General features: G+C 58.5%; 18 protein-coding genes and 1 pseudogene. 9 read left to right on the top strand and 10 right to left on the bottom strand.

Annotation, left to right across the window (positions count from 1 at the left end; all coding sequences use genetic code 11):
* Positions 1 to 2: 2 nt before the first annotated feature.
* The gene (locus tag ACXPVS_RS23325) at positions 3 to 980 is read right to left on the bottom strand and encodes a TauD/TfdA family dioxygenase (protein ID WP_458511998.1); all 978 of its coding nucleotides are present in this window, start codon (positions 978 to 980) and stop codon (positions 3 to 5) included.
* A gap of 258 nt (positions 981 to 1,238) precedes the next feature.
* Here ACXPVS_RS23325 and ACXPVS_RS23320 point away from each other — a divergent pair, with 258 nt between their 5' ends.
* The 6 genes and pseudogenes from ACXPVS_RS23320 to ACXPVS_RS23295 form a co-directional block, all read left to right on the top strand.
* A complete protein-coding gene (locus ACXPVS_RS23320) occupies positions 1,239 to 3,299 on the top strand; it encodes a TonB-dependent receptor (protein ID WP_458511997.1) in 2,061 nt (686 codons plus the stop codon).
* Between the two features lie 117 nt (positions 3,300 to 3,416).
* A complete protein-coding gene (locus ACXPVS_RS23315) occupies positions 3,417 to 4,841 on the top strand; it encodes a diaminobutyrate--2-oxoglutarate transaminase (protein WP_458511996.1) in 1,425 nt (474 codons plus the stop codon).
* A gap of 248 nt (positions 4,842 to 5,089) precedes the next feature.
* Entirely contained in the window at positions 5,090 to 5,740 is a 651-nt protein-coding gene (locus tag ACXPVS_RS23310) for an efflux RND transporter periplasmic adaptor subunit (protein ID WP_458511995.1), read from the top strand.
* Positions 5,701 to 6,186, top strand: coding sequence for a hypothetical protein (locus tag ACXPVS_RS23305; RefSeq protein ID WP_458511994.1), 486 nt, complete (start codon positions 5,701 to 5,703; stop codon positions 6,184 to 6,186). Before ACXPVS_RS23310 ends, ACXPVS_RS23305 begins: the two co-directional genes overlap by 40 nt.
* A 91-nt stretch (positions 6,187 to 6,277) precedes the next feature.
* On the top strand, positions 6,278 to 6,439 hold the full coding sequence (locus ACXPVS_RS23300; protein ID WP_458511993.1) for a hypothetical protein: 162 nt from the start codon (positions 6,278 to 6,280) through the stop codon (positions 6,437 to 6,439).
* A gap of 132 nt (positions 6,440 to 6,571) precedes the next feature.
* A pseudogene (locus ACXPVS_RS23295) lies at positions 6,572 to 6,714 on the top strand (NIPSNAP family protein); the annotation flags it as partial.
* Here the strand turns inward: ACXPVS_RS23295 and ACXPVS_RS23290 are convergent.
* From ACXPVS_RS23290 to antA, 8 genes are all read right to left on the bottom strand, one after another.
* Positions 6,703 to 7,389 (bottom strand): ABC transporter ATP-binding protein, encoded by a 687-nt coding sequence (locus ACXPVS_RS23290; protein ID WP_458511992.1) that lies wholly within the window; start codon positions 7,387 to 7,389, stop codon positions 6,703 to 6,705. The pseudogene ACXPVS_RS23295 and the gene ACXPVS_RS23290 sit on opposite strands and share 12 nt — an antisense overlap.
* Positions 7,382 to 8,131: an ABC transporter ATP-binding protein gene (locus ACXPVS_RS23285; RefSeq protein ID WP_458511991.1), complete on the bottom strand. Its 750-nt coding sequence runs from the start codon at positions 8,129 to 8,131 to the stop codon at positions 7,382 to 7,384. The genes ACXPVS_RS23290 and ACXPVS_RS23285 overlap by 8 nt, the downstream gene beginning before the upstream one ends.
* The gene (locus tag ACXPVS_RS23280; RefSeq protein ID WP_458511990.1) at positions 8,128 to 9,153 is read right to left on the bottom strand and encodes a branched-chain amino acid ABC transporter permease; all 1,026 of its coding nucleotides are present in this window, start codon (positions 9,151 to 9,153) and stop codon (positions 8,128 to 8,130) included. Before ACXPVS_RS23280 ends, ACXPVS_RS23285 begins: the two co-directional genes overlap by 4 nt.
* A 10-nt stretch (positions 9,154 to 9,163) precedes the next feature.
* Positions 9,164 to 10,075: a branched-chain amino acid ABC transporter permease gene (locus ACXPVS_RS23275; RefSeq protein WP_458511989.1), complete on the bottom strand. Its 912-nt coding sequence runs from the start codon at positions 10,073 to 10,075 to the stop codon at positions 9,164 to 9,166.
* Between the two features lie 64 nt (positions 10,076 to 10,139).
* Complete coding sequence (locus ACXPVS_RS23270) at positions 10,140 to 11,300, bottom strand: ABC transporter substrate-binding protein (RefSeq protein ID WP_458511988.1); 1,161 nt, start codon at positions 11,298 to 11,300, stop codon at positions 10,140 to 10,142.
* Between the two features lie 105 nt (positions 11,301 to 11,405).
* The gene (antC, locus tag ACXPVS_RS23265) at positions 11,406 to 12,431 is read right to left on the bottom strand and encodes an anthranilate 1,2-dioxygenase electron transfer component AntC (RefSeq protein ID WP_458511987.1); all 1,026 of its coding nucleotides are present in this window, start codon (positions 12,429 to 12,431) and stop codon (positions 11,406 to 11,408) included.
* Between the two features lie 17 nt (positions 12,432 to 12,448).
* The gene (gene antB, locus ACXPVS_RS23260) at positions 12,449 to 12,940 is read right to left on the bottom strand and encodes an anthranilate 1,2-dioxygenase small subunit (protein WP_458511986.1); all 492 of its coding nucleotides are present in this window, start codon (positions 12,938 to 12,940) and stop codon (positions 12,449 to 12,451) included.
* Positions 12,941 to 12,942: 2 nt separating this feature from the next.
* Positions 12,943 to 14,346, bottom strand: a complete 1,404-nt coding sequence (antA, locus tag ACXPVS_RS23255) for an anthranilate 1,2-dioxygenase large subunit (protein WP_458511985.1) — start codon at positions 14,344 to 14,346, stop codon at positions 12,943 to 12,945.
* Between the two features lie 413 nt (positions 14,347 to 14,759).
* Between antA and ACXPVS_RS23250 the strand changes: the two genes are divergently transcribed.
* The 3 genes from ACXPVS_RS23250 (at position 14,760) to ACXPVS_RS23240 (ending at position 18,419) form a co-directional block, all read left to right on the top strand.
* Entirely contained in the window at positions 14,760 to 16,016 is a 1,257-nt protein-coding gene (locus tag ACXPVS_RS23250) for an OprD family porin (protein ID WP_458511984.1), read from the top strand.
* Between the two features lie 363 nt (positions 16,017 to 16,379).
* Positions 16,380 to 17,393, top strand: coding sequence for an AraC family transcriptional regulator (locus tag ACXPVS_RS23245; RefSeq protein WP_458511983.1), 1,014 nt, complete (start codon positions 16,380 to 16,382; stop codon positions 17,391 to 17,393).
* A 3-nt stretch (positions 17,394 to 17,396) separates the two neighbouring features.
* Positions 17,397 to 18,419 (top strand): AraC family transcriptional regulator, encoded by a 1,023-nt coding sequence (locus ACXPVS_RS23240; protein ID WP_458511982.1) that lies wholly within the window; start codon positions 17,397 to 17,399, stop codon positions 18,417 to 18,419.
* Between the two features lie 55 nt (positions 18,420 to 18,474).
* Here ACXPVS_RS23240 and ACXPVS_RS23235 read toward each other — a convergent pair whose 3' ends face one another.
* Positions 18,475 to 19,710, bottom strand: a complete 1,236-nt coding sequence (locus tag ACXPVS_RS23235) for a dienelactone hydrolase family protein (protein WP_458511981.1) — start codon at positions 19,708 to 19,710, stop codon at positions 18,475 to 18,477.
* Position 19,711 lies beyond the last annotated feature (1 nt).

Raw genomic sequence — 19,711 nt, 5'->3', positions numbered from 1 at the left:
ATTCACGCCATGGCAACGATGACTTTGCGGTCACCGGTGTAAGGATTACGGCCGTGTGCGACCCGTCGATTGTCGAGCATCAGGATGTCGCCGGGTTGCCAGGGAAAGCTGATGGCGGTCTGGCGATAGACCTCGCGCACGGTGTCGAGCACCTCATCGGGAATCACCGAACCGTCGCCGAAGTAGACGTGGCGGGGCAGGTTCTCTTCACCCACTGCGGCGAGCAGGCTGGCGCGCACGCCCGGCTCGATGGCCGAGACATGAAACAAGTGCGCCTGATTGAACCAGACCCACTCACCGGTATCGGGATGCTGCAAAACGGCCGCGCAACGCTGGCGGGTGCGCAGGTCGCCGTCGGCTTTCCATTCCCATTCGATGTCGTTGTCCCGGCAGTAGCGTTCAACCTGGGCGCGGTCCTCGGTGTTGAACACTTTCTGCCACGGCAGATCCAGCGCGCCGCTGTAGTTACGTACATAGAGCAACTCGCGACTGGCGAACAGTTCGCGGATCTCGGCGGGCATACGCTGATAGATCAAGCGGCTGTCGGCAATCGGCGTTTCGCCTCCGGTTTCACTGGCCTTGATGCAGTGGAACCAGATGCGCGAAGGCCACGGCCGGGTGTAGGCCTGCTCGTTGTGCAAGGGAATGAATTGATGGGCCGGGTATTCGGTAGAGCTATAGACCCCGGCGAAGACTTTGCTGCGTGGCGTGGAACCAAATTCGTAACTGGCCAGCGGTGCGCCGAAACTGGCGGCGAAGCGCTTGAAGTCGATAGGTGTGGCGACAGTGAATCCTCGAAACAGCACGCCGCCAATAGTGGTCAGTATTTGGGGCAACGTGTCGCGAACTGACGGGTCGAGATCATGAATCGACTGTCCCTGCGTCGCCAGCACCAACACGGGTAACGACTGCTCGTTGCCATCCGCTGGAGCAATGGAGAAAGACTCGGAATGCCCGCTCAGGTGTTCGATTGAGGTCATCCTTGCACATCCTTTTTATCTTTGTTCGACCCGTCGGGGCAGCGTGGGCAGACCTTGAAAACAGGGCCGAGGTCGCCGGTGCAGCGTTCGAGTGGAATGTATTCGCTCTGATACACAGCGGCATGTTAGTTGTTAATGAGATGGATTATCAATCTTATTCCTTTAATTTTTTTTTTGAATTAGACTCCGATCCGCTGGCCCGAATGAGCATTTGACCAGCCGAAAAAACAACAAATATTTGTCGCATGGGAGCGGGGCGTGAATTTCAGAAAGAATACAATTGCGTTGGCTGTGGGGTCGGCGGTGTGCCTGGCTAACAGCGCATGGGCGGCAGAACAGTCGAACACAATGGAGATCGCTCCGATCACGGTGACGGGTGAAAAAATCAACCGCTCCCTGGAGAAAACCCAGTCCAGCGTCGTGGTCGTCACCGAGCAGCAACTACGCGAGAAGGCCGACCATAGCCTGGTCGATGTATTCGCCCGTACGCCGGGTGTGTACAGCCAGGCCGGTAACGAAAACTGGGGGATTCGCGGTGTACCGGTGTCCGGTTTCGACGATCAGGGCCCGGCGACCCTCAATGGCGCCGTATCGGTTTATGTCGACGGCGCCGTGCAGCCGAACCGCGCACTGACCCTCAGCCCGATCCCGCTGTGGGATGTGGAACAGGTCGAAGTGTTCCTTGGTCCGCAGTCCACTACTCAGGGACGTAACTCTCTGGCCGGTGCTGTGGTTATTCAGACCAGGAACCCGACCTTCCAACCGAGCTTTTCGGCGCAGACCAATGTCGGGAGCTATGGTGAGAAGGGGGCGGCGGTCGCCGGTGGTGGCTCCATCGTCGACGACAAGATTGCCGGGCGTATCGCCGTGGATTATCAGGACGGCGATGGTTACATCGATAACGTCGCACTCGGCGACGACGCCAATCCGCATCGCACCAGCAATGCTCGCGGCAAACTGCTGATCCTGCCCAATGACGACACAGACGTTTTGCTGACCTACGCCCACGGTGAACACCGTCAGGGCGACAACTCGGTGATGCGCCTCAATGACAAGGTTCGTTACTACAACGTGTCGTCCAACACCAAGGCGTTCGACAACCTCAAGCAGGACACCGTCAGCGCCAAGGTCGACTATCGCCTGAACGATGCCTGGTCCCTGACCAGCATGACCGCCAACACCCGTTCCGATTACAGCAATCGCCTGGACTTCGACCAGACCGCTGAAGCCAATGAAGTCATTCTGCGCAAGCAGGACGGTGACCTGTTCAGCCAGGAACTGCGCCTGAATTACAGCTCGGACACGGTAAAGAGTTTTTTCGGTGCCTACTATGGCCACAACACCAACAACTTCCACGACCAGTTGTTGTTCGATAACGAACTGTTCGCGACCGTCAAGGGCGACACGGCGATTGAAAACAAGGCGGTATTCGGTGAAATCAACTGGACCTTCGCCCCGCGCTGGACACTGGTCACCGGTCTTCGCTACGACCATGAGCAGAACGACACCAACGTTGAACAGGACGACTTCTCCAGCCCCGGGAAAGTCAACAAGTCGTTTGATGCCGTACTGCCGAAACTGGGCATCAACTATGAGCTGGCCTCGAATCAGTTCGTCGGCTTCATGGTGCAGAAAGGCTATCGCGGCGGCGGCGTCAACGTCCGTGCCGGCGGCGGTCACGAGTCCTACGATCCTGAATACACCACCAACTACGAACTGTCGTACCGCGGTTCGTTCTTCGACGATACCCTGCGTACCCGCGCCAACCTGTACTACACCGACTGGAAAGACCAGCAGGTCAGTATCCGGAAGAGCGGTAGCGACTTCTCTCAGGTGTACAACGCCGGTCGCAGTGAGATCAAGGGGCTGGAAGTCTTCGTTGAAAAAGACATCACCGAACAGCTGACGCTGACTGCGGGTGGCGCTATTACCGATGGCAAGTACAAAGACTTCGTCACGACTGATGGCCAGGACAGGAGCGGCGAGTCGTTCCTCTATTCACCCAAGTACAAGATGTCGGTGGGTGGTACCTATCGCTGGGACGACCGCCTGACCTTCAACACCGACGTCACCTACCAGAGCACCACGCCGTCGGAATACCTGTTCGACGCGAACGGCAAAGTAACCGGCGAGCGCAAGAGCGACAACTACGTGTTGGTCAACTTCAACACCGAGTACAAGGTCACCAAGAACGTCGCCGTGTCCGGTTTCGTGAAAAACGCCTTCGACAAGGAATACGTCACCAACAACCGCGGCGGCGACATCATCGATGTCGGTGCACCGCGCACTGTGGGTCTGGTTCTGCGTTACGACATGTAAACCCAAGGGCGCGGGGAAGCAAGTTCCTCGCGTCCGGTTTCACGGCTGTCGTTGCCTGATGCGTTCGTTTTCAGGCAGCCCTGTTCCCTTCCAAGCCCAGCCTCCCTGGAGGAAATCATGAGTGCTTTTTCGAATGTCACGACGGGTGGCGCACAACAGCTACGCCTGTTGCACACCGGTCTGTCGAGCCCTTACTGCCTGGATCCGACGCCAATGCTGGAACGCCAGCAACAGCAGGAATCCAATGCCCGTAGTTACCCGCGGCGCATTCCACTTGTGCTGGAGCGGGCCCATGGCATTTACGTGCAGGACAGCCGCGGACAAGTGTTCGTTGATTGCCTGGCCGGCGCCGGCACCCTGGCGCTGGGCCACAACCATCCAGTGATTATCGAAGCCATAACCCAAGTCATGGCTGCGGGTGTGCCGATGCATACTCTGGATCTCATGACGCCGGTGAAGGATGCATTCGTACAGGAAATCTTCGGCTGCCTGCCGGCTGACTTCGCGCGAAACGCGCGCATCCAATTCTGTGGTCCCAGTGGCGCCGACGCAGTCGAAGCCGCACTCAAACTGACGCGCACCGCCACCGGCCGCCATTCGGTACTGGCCTTTGAAGGGGCTTACCACGGCATGACGCTGGGGACACTTTCCATCAGCGGTAACCTGTCACCGAAAAATGCGCTTGGTGCCCTTATGCCAGGTGTTCAGCGCCTGCCGTTTCCCCATGATTACCGTTGCCCGTTCGGTGTGGCCGGTGATCAGGGTGTGACGTTGAACGTGCGTTACCTCGAGCATTTGCTCAACGACCCGGAAAGCGGTGTGACCGCACCGGCAGCAATGATCCTGGAACCGATCCAGGGCGAGGGCGGGGTGATTGCCGCGCCGGATCGCTGGCTTCAGGAGCTTCGTCGATTGACCAAGGCCCACGGAATTCCGCTGATCGTCGACGAGATCCAGTGCGGCATCGCCCGTAGCGGCCGGATGTTCGGCTTTGAGCAATCGGGTATCACGCCTGACGTCATTACCTTATCCAAAGCCATCGGTGGCGGCCTGCCGCTGTCGGTCATGGTCTACAACGATTCGCTGGATGTCTGGCAGCCGGGTGCCCACGCCGGCACGTTCCGTGGCAATCAACTGGCAATGGCCGCTGGCACCGCGACCTTGCGCTTCATCCGAGATCAAGGCTTGGTGGCACACGCCGAAACCGCTGGCGCGCATCTGCGTGAGCAGTTACAGATGCTGCAAAGCGAATTCGCCTGGATTGGCGATGTTCGCGGTCGTGGTTTGATGCTCGGCATGGAAATCGTCGACCCGCAAGGCGCCCTCGACGTACAGGGCCACCCGCCGGTAGACGCGGTCCGGGCCAAGGCCTTCCAGCAGGCTTGCCTGAAGCACGGTTTGATCGTCGAGCTCGGCGGACGCCACGGTGCGACCGTACGCTTCTTGCCGCCGCTGATCATCACCGAACAGGAAATCGATTTCGTCGCACAAATCCTGTTCCAGGCAGCGAGTTCGATCAATGAGCGCTCCACGCGTCAATGATCTGCCGATGCACAGGGCTGGCCGAGATGGACCGGCAAGCCCGTTCTTTTTGAACTGGGACTGACACTGCGCAAGGCTTTAGCGACGATGAAACCCGCGTGGGTTTTGATGGCGGTGTTGGGATTGAACGGGTGTGGTGGTCAAGATCAGCCTCCCGAACGCAGTACGTCGCCGCCGCAGGTCAAGACGCTCACAGTGCAACCGCGACCGTTTGCCATGACCTCAGACCTGCCTGTCAAATAGAACCGGTGCGCATCGCCGAGGTGCGCGCACGGATTGCCGGTGTTGTGTTGACCCGACATTTTGAAGAGGGCAGCGACGTCAAGGCTGGCCAACTGCTCTTCAGCATCGACCCAGCGCCGCTCAAGGCTGCATTAATGCGGGTCGAAGGCGCCTTGGCCAAAACAGAAGCCGATGTCTATCGCGCTAACGCTCATGTGCAACGCTACAAACAACTGGTGGAAATCAACGCCGTCAGCCCGCAGGTATTCGACGACGCGCTCTCTGATCTCAAGAGCGCCAAGGCTAACCGCCTGGCCGCTCAAGCCGATGTGGCGACTGCCCGACTCAACCTCGGTTACTGTCAGGTGCGAGCGCCGATCAGTGGCCGAATTGGTCGTGCTCTGGTCAGTGAAGGCGCACCGGTGGGGCAGGACGAAGCCACGCAAATGGCGCGGATTCAGCAACTGGACCCGATTTACGCCGACTTTACCCAGTCCGTCGATCAGATCGTGGCTATGCAGCAAGCCGTGGCCAGTGGTCGCTTGACCCTGACCGGTACGGGTGCAGCCGAAGTAACGGTGAAGGTCGGTAGTCCGGCGCAAACCCGGCAGGGCAAGTTGATGAGAAGATCGTCCAGTTGGTCGCTAGAAATGAGCGGCGTTATAACTTTGCACTGAACAGCCTTGGTGCGGCCGATATTGTCTTGCCTGGAGTGCATTCGGACCTCGGCGGCGGCTATTTGCCCAAGGCCATGGAGCGCATATTGCTCAGTAATCCGCGTAAAAGCGCGGTGGACGAAAAGACACCATTTACTGAGGCCAACAGTTACACGATAGCGCAGCAGGACTTGAGACGGCTTCAGGATCAGTTGGCGCAATACAATCTTCCTCTGGAGGTGCGGACGTGGGAAGTGCCATATCGCTCCACAGACAAGGACAACCGTGCCAACATCAAATACGTTTATGCTGCTGTCAGCGCGAAGTCCGCAGCGATTTGTCTTTGGTTTACTATCGAATCATGCGCGAACTTGCCTTCGCAAATGGCGTGCCATTTGGCGAAATTGACGAAGGCGAACCCCGTCTTGCGCTACCCGCGGAACTCATCCCGATCTCGGAAAAATTGATGGCCTACGCGCAGGGCATCTCTTCGCCTCCCATTATCTGGCAGAAGCCATCGATCCGCGTTTCCTGCCGCCCAAGGTCATTGCCGAGAACATGGCACAAGGGCGCAACGGATTGCGCGAAGGTCAAGGTTTTTATGAATATCGGGACGTTGACCTGGAGGCCTACAAACTGCAAAGGCTGGGTGAGTTCACCCGCAAGCTTGAGTTGATGGGGCTGTCGCCGGTGTTCAACGGTGGCGTGGCAGCGTTCTGAGCGTGAAGCGACGTGTGATTACGACAGCTTCACGGCCTGGTTGCAGCACCGGCACGCCGTTTTGGCTGCGCCGGTTTATTTGTTGTGGATGCAGGTCATCCACGCCTCTGTCTGGTCCTGAATCAGATCGCGGTATACGCGGTCTTTTATGCCACCGACGGTAAGTTGCCGCGTTACTGGACATCTGGCCTTACGCTTCGCTCGAGCAACACCTGGACGTGCGCACTCGTTCCGTGCAGGACGGCGTCTGGCCACCGGAAAACTCAGACCCCTAGGTAGCGTTTAGACAACTCAGGTGTTTCGGCCAGATGCGCCGGCGTACCGTGCCAGACCTGCCGACCCTTTTCGATGATGTGATGACAGTCGACCACTCGGGCCATTTCTTTGAGGTTCTTGTCGATCACCAGAATCGTCTCACCCTCGGTTTTCAAGTTCGCGAGGCAACTCCAGATGGTTTCGCGAATGATCGGCGCCAGGCCTTCAGTGGCCTCGTCGAGAATCAACAACTGCGGGTTGGTCAGCAGGGCGCGGGCCACCACCATCATTTGCTGCTCGCCGCCCGATAGCGTTTTCGACAACTGACCCTGACGTTCCTGTAGCCGCGGAAACAATTGGTAGATCCGTGCCAGGTCCCACTTGCCCCGGTTCGCAGTGGCCAAAAGGTTTTCCCGCACGCTCAGGCTGCCAAACCCGCGCCGGCCTTCGGGCACCAGTCCCAGTCCGGACTGGGCGATGCGGTACGGTGGGGCGCCGCGCATTTCCCGGCCGTGAATCAAAACGCTGCCGGCGGTGGGTGTGAGCAGACCCATGATCGACTTGACCGTGGTGGTCTTGCCCATGCCATTGCGCCCGATCAGCGACACAACCTGGCCCCGTTCAATCTTCAAGTGCATGTCAAACAATACTTGGCTCAGGCCATAGCCGGCCTGCAATCCAGTCACTTCAAGCATGTTCTTCTCCCAGGTAGGCGGCACGCACTTGCGGGTCGTTGCGAATCTGCTCGACGCTGCCGGTCAGGATGGTCTGGCCATAGACCAGCACGGTAATGCGATCAGCCAAGGCGAACACGGCGTCCATGTCGTGTTCGACCAGCAAAATCGCGTAGCGGCCCTTTAGCTCGAGTAACAATTGCGTCATGCGTGCCGATTCTTCTGCACCCATTCCCGCCATCGGTTCGTCGAGCAACAACACCGAAGCTTCTTGGGCCAGCGCCAGGGCGATTTCCAGTTGCCGCCGTTCGCCGTGGGACAACTCGCTGACCAGTGCCTTGCCACGCGCCGCGAGGCCGACGCGTTGCAGATAGTCCGTCGCCGGGTCCAGCAAGCGGCGGTCACTGCTCAGAGGTTTCCACATGCCGAAGGTCTGGCCATCGCGTGCGGCGATCGCGACCGCGACGTTTTCCAGCAGGGTGAATTCCGGATACAACTGGCTGACTTGGAAGGCGCGCGCCAGGCCGAGGCAGGGGCGTTGATGGGCAGGCACGGCGGTGATGTCCTGACCGTTGAGGAAGATCCTCCCCTTGTCCGGTCGTATCTCCCCGGCGATCTGCGAAATCAGCGTCGACTTACCGGCGCCATTGGGGCCGATGATGGCGTGCAACTCCCCCGGAGCAATATCAAAACTCGCACCGTTGGTGGCTTTGACTGCACCAAAGGTTTTTTCCAGATTCTGGATCGACAATTGCGGGATCATGAACGTACCTCGCTGTTGGCAATGGCGGGCGGAGCGTGTGGCACCGGGGGCTTGCGCCATTGCGGCCATGGACTGAGCAGCAGGCCGTACAGGCCTTTTTTGCCGAACAGCACCACGACCAGCAACAACGGGCCGAAGATCAGCAGCCAGTGCTCGGTCCAGAGGCTCAACACCTGCTCCAGTCCCAGGTACACCGCAGCGCCGAGCACCGGTCCGAGCAGGGTGCCCACGCCGCCAAGAATGACCATCGCCATCAATTCGCCGGACTTGTGCCAGGCGCCCATGTCCGGGCTGACGAACATCGCGTAATTGGCCCACAAAATTCCGGCCAGGCCACCCCCGACGCCAGCGATGACAAAGGCGCTCAGCCGGTAGCGCAATGGGTGCAAGCCCAGGCTGATGCTGCGCCGTTCGCTTTGCTTCAGGCCGCGCAAGACATAGCCGAAGCGCGAGTTGACCAGTCGCCGGCAGAACAGCAACCACGCCACCAGAAGCCCCAGGCACAGGTAGTAAAACTGCACCGCATTTTCCAGGTCCAGTCCCGGTAGTGTGTTGCGTTCGTTAAGCAGGATGCCGTCGTCGCCGCCGTACAGCGACAGCGAGCTGAGGAGGAAATAGAGCATCTGGCCGAACGCCAACGTAATCATGATGAACTGCACACCGCTGGTACGCAGTGACAGATAGCCGACCACCAAGGCAAACAGTGCGCACACCAACAGCGACAGCGGCCAGACGATCAGCGCGCTGTTAGAGCCTTCCCAGCCCAACAACGGCATGGCCTGGGAGGTGTGGAAACCGATGACGCCGACCACATAGCCGCCCAGGCCAAAGAACGCGGCATGACCAAAGCTGATCATCGCGCCATAACCGATCAACAGGTCTAGGCTGGCAGCGGCCATGCCATAGATCGCCAGGCGCGTGAATAGGCTGACCAGAAAAGGTTCGTGCAAAAATGACGCAAGCGGTGGCAGGAGGGCGAACGTCGCCAGGCAGAACAGATCGATAAGGACTCGACGGGACATGGTTTTCTCCTCAGGCGCGGGCGGGCAGCAGGCCGCGTGGACGGACCAGCAGGACGATGGCCATGACGATGTAGGCACTGGCGGAAATCAGCCCGCCACTCAAGGTACCGCTGACTTCGGCGGGTAACAGTTGGTCGAGCAACTGGGGGATGTACGCTCGCCCAAGACCGTCGACCATGCCGATCAGCAGAGCACCGGCGAGTGCGCCGCGCACCGAGCCGACTCCGCCAACGACAATGACCACGAAGGTGGTGATCAGAATTTTTTCGCCCATGCCTATTTCCACCGACAGCAGCGGGGCCACCATGAAGCCGGCGAGTCCGCAGAGCACACAGCCGAAGACGAACACCAAGGTGTACAGGCGTGCGATGTTCACGCCCAACGCGCCCACCATCTCGTGATCGTCGGCGCCAGCACGTATCAGCATTCCCAGGCGGGTGTGGTTGATCAGCAACCACATTGCAACCGCCACCAGTGCTCCGGCAGCGATGAACAGCAGACGGCTGATCGGGTACATCAACCCAGGCAGGACTTCGACGAAGGCGCCGTACCACTCGGGGGTCGGCATGGCGGGCGGACTTCGACCGAACAACACGGTGATCAACTCGTTGGTGAAAAACACCACGGCCAAGGTAGCCAGCACCTGGTCGAGGTGATCGCGGCTGTAGAGCCGGCGCATGATGCTGGTTTCAATCAGCAGCCCGTACAGCGCGGAACCGACGATCGCCGCCAGCCCTGCGAGCCAGAATGAGCCACTGGCCGACGCGGTGTAGGCGGCGCAGAAGGCGCCGACCATGTAAAAGGCACCATGGGCCAGATTGATGACGCCCATGATGCCGAAGATCAGCGTCAGGCCGGAGGCGAGCAAAAACAGTAAGGCGCTGTATTGCAAGCCGTTCAAAATTTGTTCAAGTAGTAGCATGCTGGGGAATCCTACGAAAAATGCCGGCAGCCGAAGCCGCCGGTCACGAGACCAAAAGGTCGGATCACAGGGCGCATTCGGCGGCGAAGCTGTCCACTTGCGATTTGGCGATGGTCTGCACCGGCACCTGGATCAGCTTGCCGTTGGCATCGGCTTCTACGCGCAGCAGGTACCAGTCGATGACCGCGTGTTGGTTCTTGCCGAACGCGAAATCGCCACGGATCGAGTCGAACTTGACGTTGCGCAGCGCATTGCGAAATGCCTCGGGGTTTTTCATGTCACCGCCCACACTCTTGAGTGCTGCGCCGATCAGTCGCGCCGTGTCGTAGGTTTGAGCGGCATACACCGTTGGCACGCGGTTGTATTTTTCGCTGAATGCTTTGACGAACGCTTGGTTGGCCGGGTTCTTCGATTCAGGGTTCCACAAGGTCACGATGTTCATGCCTTTGGCCACATCGCCGGTGGCGGCGAGCATGCGTTCGTCCATGGAGAACACAGGTACAACCATCGGGATGGTTTTGCTCAGGCCCGAGCTGCCGTATTGTTTGGCGAAGTTGATGCCGGCACCGCCGGGATGGAATTCGAAAATCGCATCCGGCGCCAACGAGCGCACCCGGGCCAGTTCGACCGAGAAGTCCAGTTGGTTGAGCTTGGTGTAGATCTCGGTAACCTCACCCTTGAAGGTGCGTTTGAAGCCTTCCAGCGCATCGCGTCCGCCCTGGTAGTTGGGGGCCAGGATGACCATCTTCTTGTAACCCAGGTCGTTGGCCGCGACCCCCGCCATTTCATGGATCGTATCGTTTTGGTACGAAGCCACGAAGTAGTTGGGCTTGCATTGCTTGCCGGCCAGGCTCGAAGGGCCGGTGTTGTTGCTGATATAGAAACCGTCCTTCGACGCCGTGTTGACCACCGCCGCCAGCACGTTGGAAAAGATCACCCCGGTGTATAACGAAATGCCGTCCAGGCTCATCCGGTCGATGATCTGCTTGGCGCGCGCAGGTTGCAGTCCATCGTCCTCGACGAGCAGGTTCACGGGAACACCGCCGAGCTTGCCGTCTTCCTGATCGATGGCCAGTTGGAAGCCATCGCGTGAGTCTTCGCCTAAATAACCGGCGGGGGTCGAGAGGGTGGTGATAAAGCCGATGCGCACCGGGTCCTGGGCCTGGGCCTGCAGATTGGCCACGCAACTGGCCGCCAGCAATGTACCCACGAGTAATTTTTTCATAGTGACGCCTTTAATGAAGTCCGCATCGCGCGTGACGTAGTTGTTAGTTGAGGGCAGTAAAAAATATCCGGATGCCTGGGATTTTTTTGGCTATGGGTTCCAGTGTCAGGTGTTGCTTTCGGTGAATTTCTCGTAGTACAGGCGGGTCTGATCCAGGGCCTGGCCGGAGAGCCATTGCTTGATCGACTCGACCATTGGCGGCGGGCCGCAGAGGTACATATCCAGGTCCTGATCACGAAACTCGGCAAGGTCGAAATGCTCAGTGATATAGCCGCGTTTGCCGTCCCATTCCGGTGTCGGATCGCTGATCACCGGGGTGAAACGAAAACCGGGAATCCGCTCTGCGTAGGCCGCGATGCGCGCGGTTTCGCAAAGGTCCGCCGCGTTGCGCACGCCGTAGTACAGATGCACCGGATGCCCGCACCCACCACGCTCGGCGATCTCGTCGAGCATGCCCAGAAACGCCGAGAGCCCGGTGCCGCCGGCGACGAACACCAACGGCTTGTCGACATGGCGCAGATAAAAGGCGCCAAGGGGTGCTTCGAGCAGGATCTCGTCGCCGATCAGGCTGCGCTCGCGGATGTAATTGCTCATCAGCCCGTCGGGCAGCAGCCGGATCAGGAACTGCAACTGGTTGCTGCCGTTGGGGCGGTTGGCGAATGAGTAGGAGCGCTGACTGTCGGTGCCCGGTACTTGCAGTCGAGCGTATTGGCCGGGCAAAAAGTCCAACTGCTGGCCATCGGCACCAGCGTCCAGATGCAGGATCGCGGTATTCGGCGACACTTGCTCGACGGCCCGCACGATGCCCTTGAGCCGCTCCGGGCCTGGCGCATTGCACAGGCTGGAGGCGAAGTCGAAGTAAAACGCGGCATCGGATTCAACTCGGGTCTGGCAGGTCAGCATTTTGCGTTGGCGCAGATCGTCCGCCGACAGTGCTTCATCGTCGACATAGTCTTGGCTGTACTGGCCCGATTCGCAGCGTCCCTGGCACGTTCCGCACACGCCTTCCCGGCAGTCGAGCGGAATATTGATGCCGTTGCGCAGCGCCGCATCGAGCAGGATTTCATTGTTCTGTACCGGGAAGAACAATGTTTTGCCATCGGCAAAACTGAACGCGACCTTGTGACTCATGATCCAGATTCCGCCCGTCAGAGGTGATAAAAATCGAGTACCGAATTGATCGTGTCGTTGAGTAGCACCGCATGCTTGCGGCTGATCTTCCAGCTCTCGCCATCGGGCCGTAGGCGGTAGGTGGCGCGACCGAAGAACTGCTCGGCGGTTTGCAGGCGGTAGTAAAGGGTGTGCCAGTTGACCCGCACCTCCAGTTCGTCATTGTCCAAAGGCGCAATCCGCACATTGCTGATCAGGTGCAGGGTGCGCGGCATCGGGATGGTCGATGCCGCCTTGCCGGTGCGAATACGGAACACCCGGTCTTCGAGGCCGCCACGGTTGGGGTAGTAAATCAGCGACATGCCTTTTTTCGGGTCGCTGGTGTAGACATGCTCCGAGTCCCATTGCGGCAGATGGAACTCGCTGTCGTCGCTGAACATCGACAAGTACGTATCCCATTCCTGGTTGTCGCAAGCTTCAGCGTTGCGGTAGAAAAATTGCTCGATGCGGTATTGCAGTTGCGAATTCATGTTCACACCTCACGCAGTTTCAACGGTTGCTCTTCAGCGGCTTTGCGCGCCAGGCCTTCGAGCATGAAGCGCTGCCAGTTGCCGTGTTGATTGACGTAGAGGCCTTCATGGGTGAACTCGGTGCCGGTCAGCGCCGGTGAAATGCCAATGGTTTCGCTGTTGGGTGTCGCCCCCTCGACCCATTTGCCGACGCCACGAGAAATGTCGCTCCAGCGCTCCAGGCGTGCCTGGAAACCGCGCTGGGCTTCGCGGAACTCCACCAGGTCGTCGGGGGTGCCCATGCCCGACACGTTGAAGAAGTCTTCGAATTGACGAATGCGATTTTCCCGATCGGCATCCGACTCGCCGACCACGCCCAGACAGAAGCTGTTGATCTCGGTCTTGTTCCAGGCGATCGGACGAATAATGCGTAGCTGCGAGCTGATCTGGTCGAGGAAGAACATGCTTGGGTAGATGTTCAGGTTACGCAGCCGGTGCATCATCCACTCGGCCTTGCCTTGGCCGTGCTCTTCCAGCAGGCGCGGCATGATCGTGGCGTAGCCGGGGCGGACCGCCGGGTTTGGCATGTCGCTGAACAGCAGGCTGTGGCCATTGTGGAAGGCAAACCAACCATCGTCGGTTTCTTTGTCGCCAGCGCCGAGCTTGCTGTAGTCCAAGGTGTCAGCCCCGACCAGGCCTTTCTCGCTGTTGACCTGTTGGCGATGTTGTACGGTGGCCACGTAGTTGTAGTGCACGGTGCTGACGTGATAACCGTCCAGACCGTTTTCGTTCTGCAGTTTCCAGTTGCCGTCGTAGGTGTAGGCAGACTTGCCCGGCAGCACTTCCAGTTCACCGGTGGGCGACTGGGCGACCATCATGTCGAAGAACACTTTGGCGTCGCCGAGGAAGTCTTGCAGCGAGTCCGTACCCTCGACATCAAGGCTGACAAACACAAACCCTTTGTAACTTTCGATGCGGGCTTTTTTCAGGCCTCGGGTGGCTTTGTCGAAACCTTCCGGGTATTCACCGGGCGCCTTGACCTTGACCAATCGGCCATCACTTTTGTAGCACCAGGCGTGGAACGGACAGGTGAAGGTCGATTGGTTGCCCTTGCCGACGCGTGTCAGGGTCGTACCCCGGTGCTGGCAGGCGTTAATCAGTGCATTGAGTTGGCCGTCGCCGCCACGAGTGATGATCATCGGCTGGCGCCCGGCACGCATCGTCATGAAGTCGTGAGGTTGGGATATTTCACTTTCGTGGCAGGCGTAGATCCAGTTCTTTTCAAAGATCAGTTCCATTTCCAGATCAAACAAATCCGGCTCGGTAAACATGTCCCGGGCAATTCGGAATATGCCTTCTGCTGGCCGAAAATCCAGGCAGCTTTCAATGAAGCTTTTCCACTGTTCGACGCTTTTAGCATTGCTCATTAATCGATACCTCGTTGCATCGGGATATTTCGTGCATTCAATAAGTTGTTCGTGTCTGCATTAAATAAGTTGCCCGCGTCTGGGTCTATCCGCTTTGTCGGCAAACACAGTCCATAAAATTGGCCCGTGTGCATTTGCCCGGCCATAGCCGGCTTGGGGGCGACACGGCGGACGCGCAGAGATTGATAAATCGAAGTAAACGGATATGAGTCTCGAATTAACAGGATAGAGACTCTGGCGCCAATCCGGCTTAATCATTTTCGATGCGTATCGGCTGCCTCGCCGGACCGACATCAACCATAACGACTCATGCTGAATATTTTAATAAAGAAACAACTGCCAACGATTGGCGTGATCACTTTGGTCGCGCCGCTACTTGATGTGTTCGCACATTAAATAAGAGGGGATAAGTTATGTTTCAAGCGAGTTGGTTTACCCGCTGCGTGCAGACGGCCAGCCTGGCCGGAATGATTACACCGATGATGGCCCAGGCGGATTTCGTTGAAGACAGCCACTTGGGGCTGGGCTTGCGCAACTTTTATATCGATCGCGACTTCAAGGGCGAAAACCCGAAGAACTCCCGCGTCGGCAGTTGGACCCAGGGTTTCGACCTGCGCTTCATCTCGGGCTACACCGAGGGGTCGCTGCAGTTTGGTCTGGACGCGTCGATACAGTACGCCTACCGGCTCGACGGCGGTGGTGGCAGGGGGGCCGACAGCATCATTCCTTATAGCGTCAGCAAGCAAGAGCAAGCGACCGACTACGGCCGCGGCGGCTATACAGCGAAGGTACGCTATTCCAAAACCGAGTTGAAATACGGTGAGCATCGACCCACGCTGCCGGTGGCCTACACTGATGATTCGCGGCAACTGGTCACCACGTATCACGGCACCCTGATCGAGTCCAACGAGGTGGATAAGCTGACCCTGACAGGCGGGCGCTTCACCGAAATCAGCGGCCGTGCATCCTCCAACAGCGAAAAAATGTACTTGTTCAACGGGCCTGACGTGCAGCACCGCAGCGACGGTTTGAACTTTGGCGGCGCCAGCTACGCGTTCACGCCGGCGCTGACCGGGACCTATTTCTACGGGCAGCTGGAAGACATCTACCGTCAGCACTACCTGGGTGCCACCTACCTGGCAGACCTGGGCGGCGGGTACGCTCTGAAAACCGATTTGCGTTATTTCAACAACAAGGAAGATGGCGACGCCCTGTACGGTCGCATCGATAACCGCTCCTACGGCGCCATGACCACCGTGCGCAAAGGGGCTCACTCTTTCGGCCTGGGTTATCAGCGGATGCTCGGCGACAGTGCGTTCCCGACGCTCAACGGTTACGCGCCCCAGCCTTACCTGGTGAACTGGTCCGCCATCGCCTTCGTCAAACCCAACGAAAAATCCTGGCAGGCGCGTTATGACTTCAATTTCGCGGGTATGGGGGTGCCGGGATTGAAACTGATGACGCGTTATATGCGCGGCACCGACATCGATCGCGGTGCGCTCAGCGATAACAGCGAATCAGAGCGCAATATCTATCTGTCCTACGTGGTCCAGGACGGCCCGCTGAAGAATCTTGGCGTTGAACTGCGCAACATCAACGTCAAGTTTCGACACGGTAATGACTTCGACGAAAACCGCCTAATTACCACCTACACCTGGAAATTCTGGTAAGCGATCAGCCCCTCCCGAGCAAGATTTCGGGCTCCTGCGCTTCAACAACTCCAGGGGGGTAACACCTGCTGCTTATCTGGGCAGGTAATACCCAATCACGCCTGGTGTTCAATGTATGCCTATTGTGCCGACCGGTTGGCGTCTGTTCTTTTTTGCAGCGCCATAGCTGTGTTTACGGCGTGAGAGGGGCGCTCACGGGCATGGACGGCCCTGGCGATACACGGTCCCTATCCGATTACTCGGTGAATGTTATCCGCATATTTCGGCCTGCCCCCGGAGGGAGGCTCGCGGCATGAAGATTGCTCTTTCAAACAGAGGCGTGCCGTTAGAGCGCGTTCATAAAACAGCCGTGGGTGCCCCGTGATGAGTACAAGTCCTGATGTACATGTTCGTGACATTCGTATCGAGCGTTATGACCTCAATGGCGCGCAGCAGTGGATGGCCGGGATCTGTGGGCCACATCTGCTCAAGACCAGCCAACCCAACCGCATTCAGTTCCATCACAGCGGCAATGTACTCAAATCGATGTCCACTACGCTGGGGATAATCGAATATGGCACCGACGTCACGGTCGGCATCGAAGACGCCGAACACCTGAACAGCTACAGCCTCAGCCTGCCCCTCGTCGGCGAACAGCACTTGAGCAAGAACGGCTGCCAGGTGACGTCTGATCGGGACTGCGCAATCATCGTGTCGCCTCACGAAAACCAGGAGCTGACGATCAACGGTGATTGCCGCAAGGTCCAGGTCGCCATCACCCGTGCGGCCATGCGCAAATCCCTGGAAGACATGTTGCAGCGGCCATTGGAAACCCCCTTGCGTTTCGAGCCGATGATGGACGCTGTCAACGGTTCCTCCGCATCCTGGTGGCGCATGGCACGCTACTTTATCGGTGAGCTGGAACGCAGCCGCGAGCTGTATGACCAGACGTTTTTTACTCGCGACATCGAGAGTTCGCTGATCAAGGGTTTGATCCTCGCTCAGCCGAACAACTACTCCGATGAGTTGCGCGATGTACTCGGCGTCAAGCTGCCGCACTACCTCATTCGAGCCAAGCAGTACATCCACGAAAATGCCCGCGAAGTGCTGCACCTGGAGGACATCGAGGCGATTTCCGGTGTGTCGCGGTTCAAGCTGTTCGAAGGTTTCAAGAAGTTCTTCGGCATGTCGCCAATGGCGTATCTGAAGAAGTATCGGCTGGGTGCCGTACGCCAGGAAATTCTCGAGGACAACTCGGTGCGTAATATCTCGGTGATAGCCATGGGGTGGGGCTTTACCCACTTGGGCAGGTTCTCCAGCGAGTATCGCAAGCTGTTCGATGAAACCCCGAGTACCACCCTGCAACGTAACGAAGCCCGCCGAAACCGGTCGCTGTAAGCCATGGCTGCGCTATCGGTTCACCCTCTGCCTGGCGCTGGCGCCGGGCTTGATCTGTCGAGGCTGTGCCAGACCCCCGTCTTTACCAGCCGCTCGCGGCAAGAAAGCCATCGACTGCTCGCTCGAGAGTTGGTCGAACACGATCTGAGTTGGCGCAGTGGCAATGTCGACACTGCGTTTTTCCGCGCTGAAGTGGGGCGTTGCCAATTGTTTGTTCTGCGCTATGGCGCCGAGGTTGAGGTTCGGCCACGGCCTTTTACCGATTTCGTTTTGATGCAGATGCCATTGCGCGGGCGGGCCAGCATTGAGTGCGACGGGCTGGCGCTGGAGCTGGAGACGGGTCAGGTGGCCGTGCTTTCGCCCAATCGACACGTGCGACTGGTCTGGCACAGTGGCTGCGAACAGTTGCTGCTCAAGGTGCCGCGCTCATTGTTGAGGCTGATGCAGGAACGGCTGGCGGACGAAGGCGGGCTGGCCGCCGATTTCAGCTTGCCGCCCGCGTATCGGCTCGACACCGGTCAGGCGCGTGTCTGGTTGCGTCTGGTCGATGATTTGCTTGAGCAACTGGGGGCCGGCGTAGGTGAGCCGGTGCATGCGCACTGGTTGCGACATCTGGAAGAAAGCCTGCCGCTGTTCCTGCTGACCCATCCACCGAAAGTCGACGGATCGCCGATGGCGGTCGTTGAGTCGCCGGCACAGCGTCAGGCATTGCGGCAGTTGCACAAAATTGAAGACTTGATGCGAAATCGTCTGGGTGAAGCAATTTCCTTGGGCGAACTGGCCGCCGCGGCGGGCATGAGCGAGCGCAGCCTCAACACCCTCTGCCAGCGCTGTTACGGACAAACGCCCATGGAGCGGTTGCGTAACCTGCGGCTTGAAGCGGTGCGTGATCGTTTGCTCGGTCGTTGCGACGCGAGTATTACTGATGTCGCCCTGGAGCATGGCTTTGGCCATCTTGGTCGTTTTGCCCGTTATTACCGTGAACGCTTTGGCGAACTGCCGCATCAGACTGCGGCCATCAGATAATCAAACGCTGCCCCTTGTAGGAGCAAACTCGCGGCTACAAGGGTGCAGTGTTCGATTACTGTTCGGTGCTGTCCGTCCATTTGCCCATTAGCGTATTGGACGGACGTTGTTCGTCGAGCAGTTTCTTTGCCGTTTCGATACCGGCCACGGGCAGCCCGGTGGGGTCGAGCAGGCCGATCTGCACCAGAACGCTGGCCTGGTCCCAATAGATGTGTTCGTGACACAGCTTGTCACCACGGAACTTGATGACCCCGAGCATCGGTATTTCGACATATTGACCAGTCGGTGCGACGTTGGGCAGCATCCAGTCGATTTCACTGGTGTGGGTGAAACACATCACGAACTCGTCGACGATCTGCGAGGCGCCAACAGTGCGCGAGATAGGTACCAGTTTCATGTCCGGCGGATTGGCGTGGACGAAATGGTTTTGATAAAAACGGCTCAATTCGCGATAGCCCACGCCACCCGTCATGGTCGGAATGTGGTTGACGTAAGGTTCGGCAACCATGGTCGCCATGGTTGCCGGGACATTGCGGACGGAAAATTCGAATTCGATGTGCTTTTCCCACAGCTCGGACAAGTTGTAGTTCGGGCCGATGGCCTGTTTGAGCGCCGCGATGCTGCGTTGATGGGCCATCAACGCGGCCGGCTTGTTGTAGTGCATGCCACCGTTGCGGGCGAAAGCATGGTCGACGTCCGGATAGGTGTAAATCTCGACGTTGTTGCGCCCGCCCAGGCGCTGGCTGATCAGCGTGCGTGCATTGGCGTCGCAGTAACTATCCTGTTCGGCGAAGTGCAGCACCAGGCGCCCTTTGAGGTTGTCGGCCTCGTCGAGCAGCTGTTCAATGCCCATGCCGTAATAGCCCACCGAACAGGCGATGTCGGTTCTCGTCGCCGTCAGGTAGGCCAGCTTGCCGCCCATGCAGAAACCTACATAGCCAACGCCAGCCGTCTCGACTTCGGGTAAATCGAGAAGTGCTTTGAAACTGGCGTCGATGTCATCGACAGCCTTGTCCATATCCATGCGCTGGAACAGCTCGATTGCACGGGCGAAGTCAGCTTCGGTGTAGCCCAAATCCACGTCCGGTTCCAGACGCCAGAACAGGTCCGGTACCAAGGCGACATACCCTTCCTCGGCATAAAAATCGGCCACTTCACGCATGTTGGCGTTGACCCCAAAGATTTCCTGGCCGATTACCACGCCGGGGCCTTTGCCGGCGGCGGGTAGTGCCAGGTAGCCGGTGAAGCTGCCGCTACCGTCGCTGGCTTTTACGGTGATCATCTTGCCCATG

The organism is Pseudomonas sp. Ma2-10, assembly GCF_054330215.1.
The sequence above is the reverse complement of the archived record's forward strand: the minus strand, read 5'-3'. Positions and strand labels throughout refer to the sequence as shown.

Bases quoted from the DNA above. Each gene is read 5' to 3' on its own strand.
- ACXPVS_RS23325 (WP_458511998.1), bottom strand. From the start codon at position 980: ATGACCTCAATCGAACACCTGAGCGGGCATTCCGAGTCTTTCTCCATT.
- ACXPVS_RS23240 (WP_458511982.1), top strand. From the start codon at position 17,397: ATGGCTGCGCTATCGGTTCACCCTCTGCCTGGCGCTGGCGCCGGGCTT.
- antC (WP_458511987.1), bottom strand. From the start codon at position 12,431: ATGAGTCACAAGGTCGCGTTCAGTTTTGCCGATGGCAAAACATTGTTC.
- ACXPVS_RS23235 (WP_458511981.1), bottom strand. From the start codon at position 19,710: ATGGGCAAGATGATCACCGTAAAAGCCAGCGACGGTAGCGGCAGCTTC.
- ACXPVS_RS23275 (WP_458511989.1), bottom strand. From the start codon at position 10,075: ATGCTACTACTTGAACAAATTTTGAACGGCTTGCAATACAGCGCCTTA.
- ACXPVS_RS23250 (WP_458511984.1), top strand. From the start codon at position 14,760: ATGTTTCAAGCGAGTTGGTTTACCCGCTGCGTGCAGACGGCCAGCCTG.
- ACXPVS_RS23300 (WP_458511993.1), top strand. From the start codon at position 6,278: ATGGCACAAGGGCGCAACGGATTGCGCGAAGGTCAAGGTTTTTATGAA.
- ACXPVS_RS23315 (WP_458511996.1), top strand. From the start codon at position 3,417: ATGAGTGCTTTTTCGAATGTCACGACGGGTGGCGCACAACAGCTACGC.
- ACXPVS_RS23285 (WP_458511991.1), bottom strand. From the start codon at position 8,131: ATGATCCCGCAATTGTCGATCCAGAATCTGGAAAAAACCTTTGGTGCA.
- ACXPVS_RS23245 (WP_458511983.1), top strand. From the start codon at position 16,380: ATGAGTACAAGTCCTGATGTACATGTTCGTGACATTCGTATCGAGCGT.
- ACXPVS_RS23270 (WP_458511988.1), bottom strand. From the start codon at position 11,300: ATGAAAAAATTACTCGTGGGTACATTGCTGGCGGCCAGTTGCGTGGCC.
- ACXPVS_RS23280 (WP_458511990.1), bottom strand. From the start codon at position 9,153: ATGTCCCGTCGAGTCCTTATCGATCTGTTCTGCCTGGCGACGTTCGCC.
- antB (WP_458511986.1), bottom strand. From the start codon at position 12,940: ATGAATTCGCAACTGCAATACCGCATCGAGCAATTTTTCTACCGCAAC.
- antA (WP_458511985.1), bottom strand. From the start codon at position 14,346: ATGAGCAATGCTAAAAGCGTCGAACAGTGGAAAAGCTTCATTGAAAGC.
- ACXPVS_RS23290 (WP_458511992.1), bottom strand. From the start codon at position 7,389: ATGCTTGAAGTGACTGGATTGCAGGCCGGCTATGGCCTGAGCCAAGTA.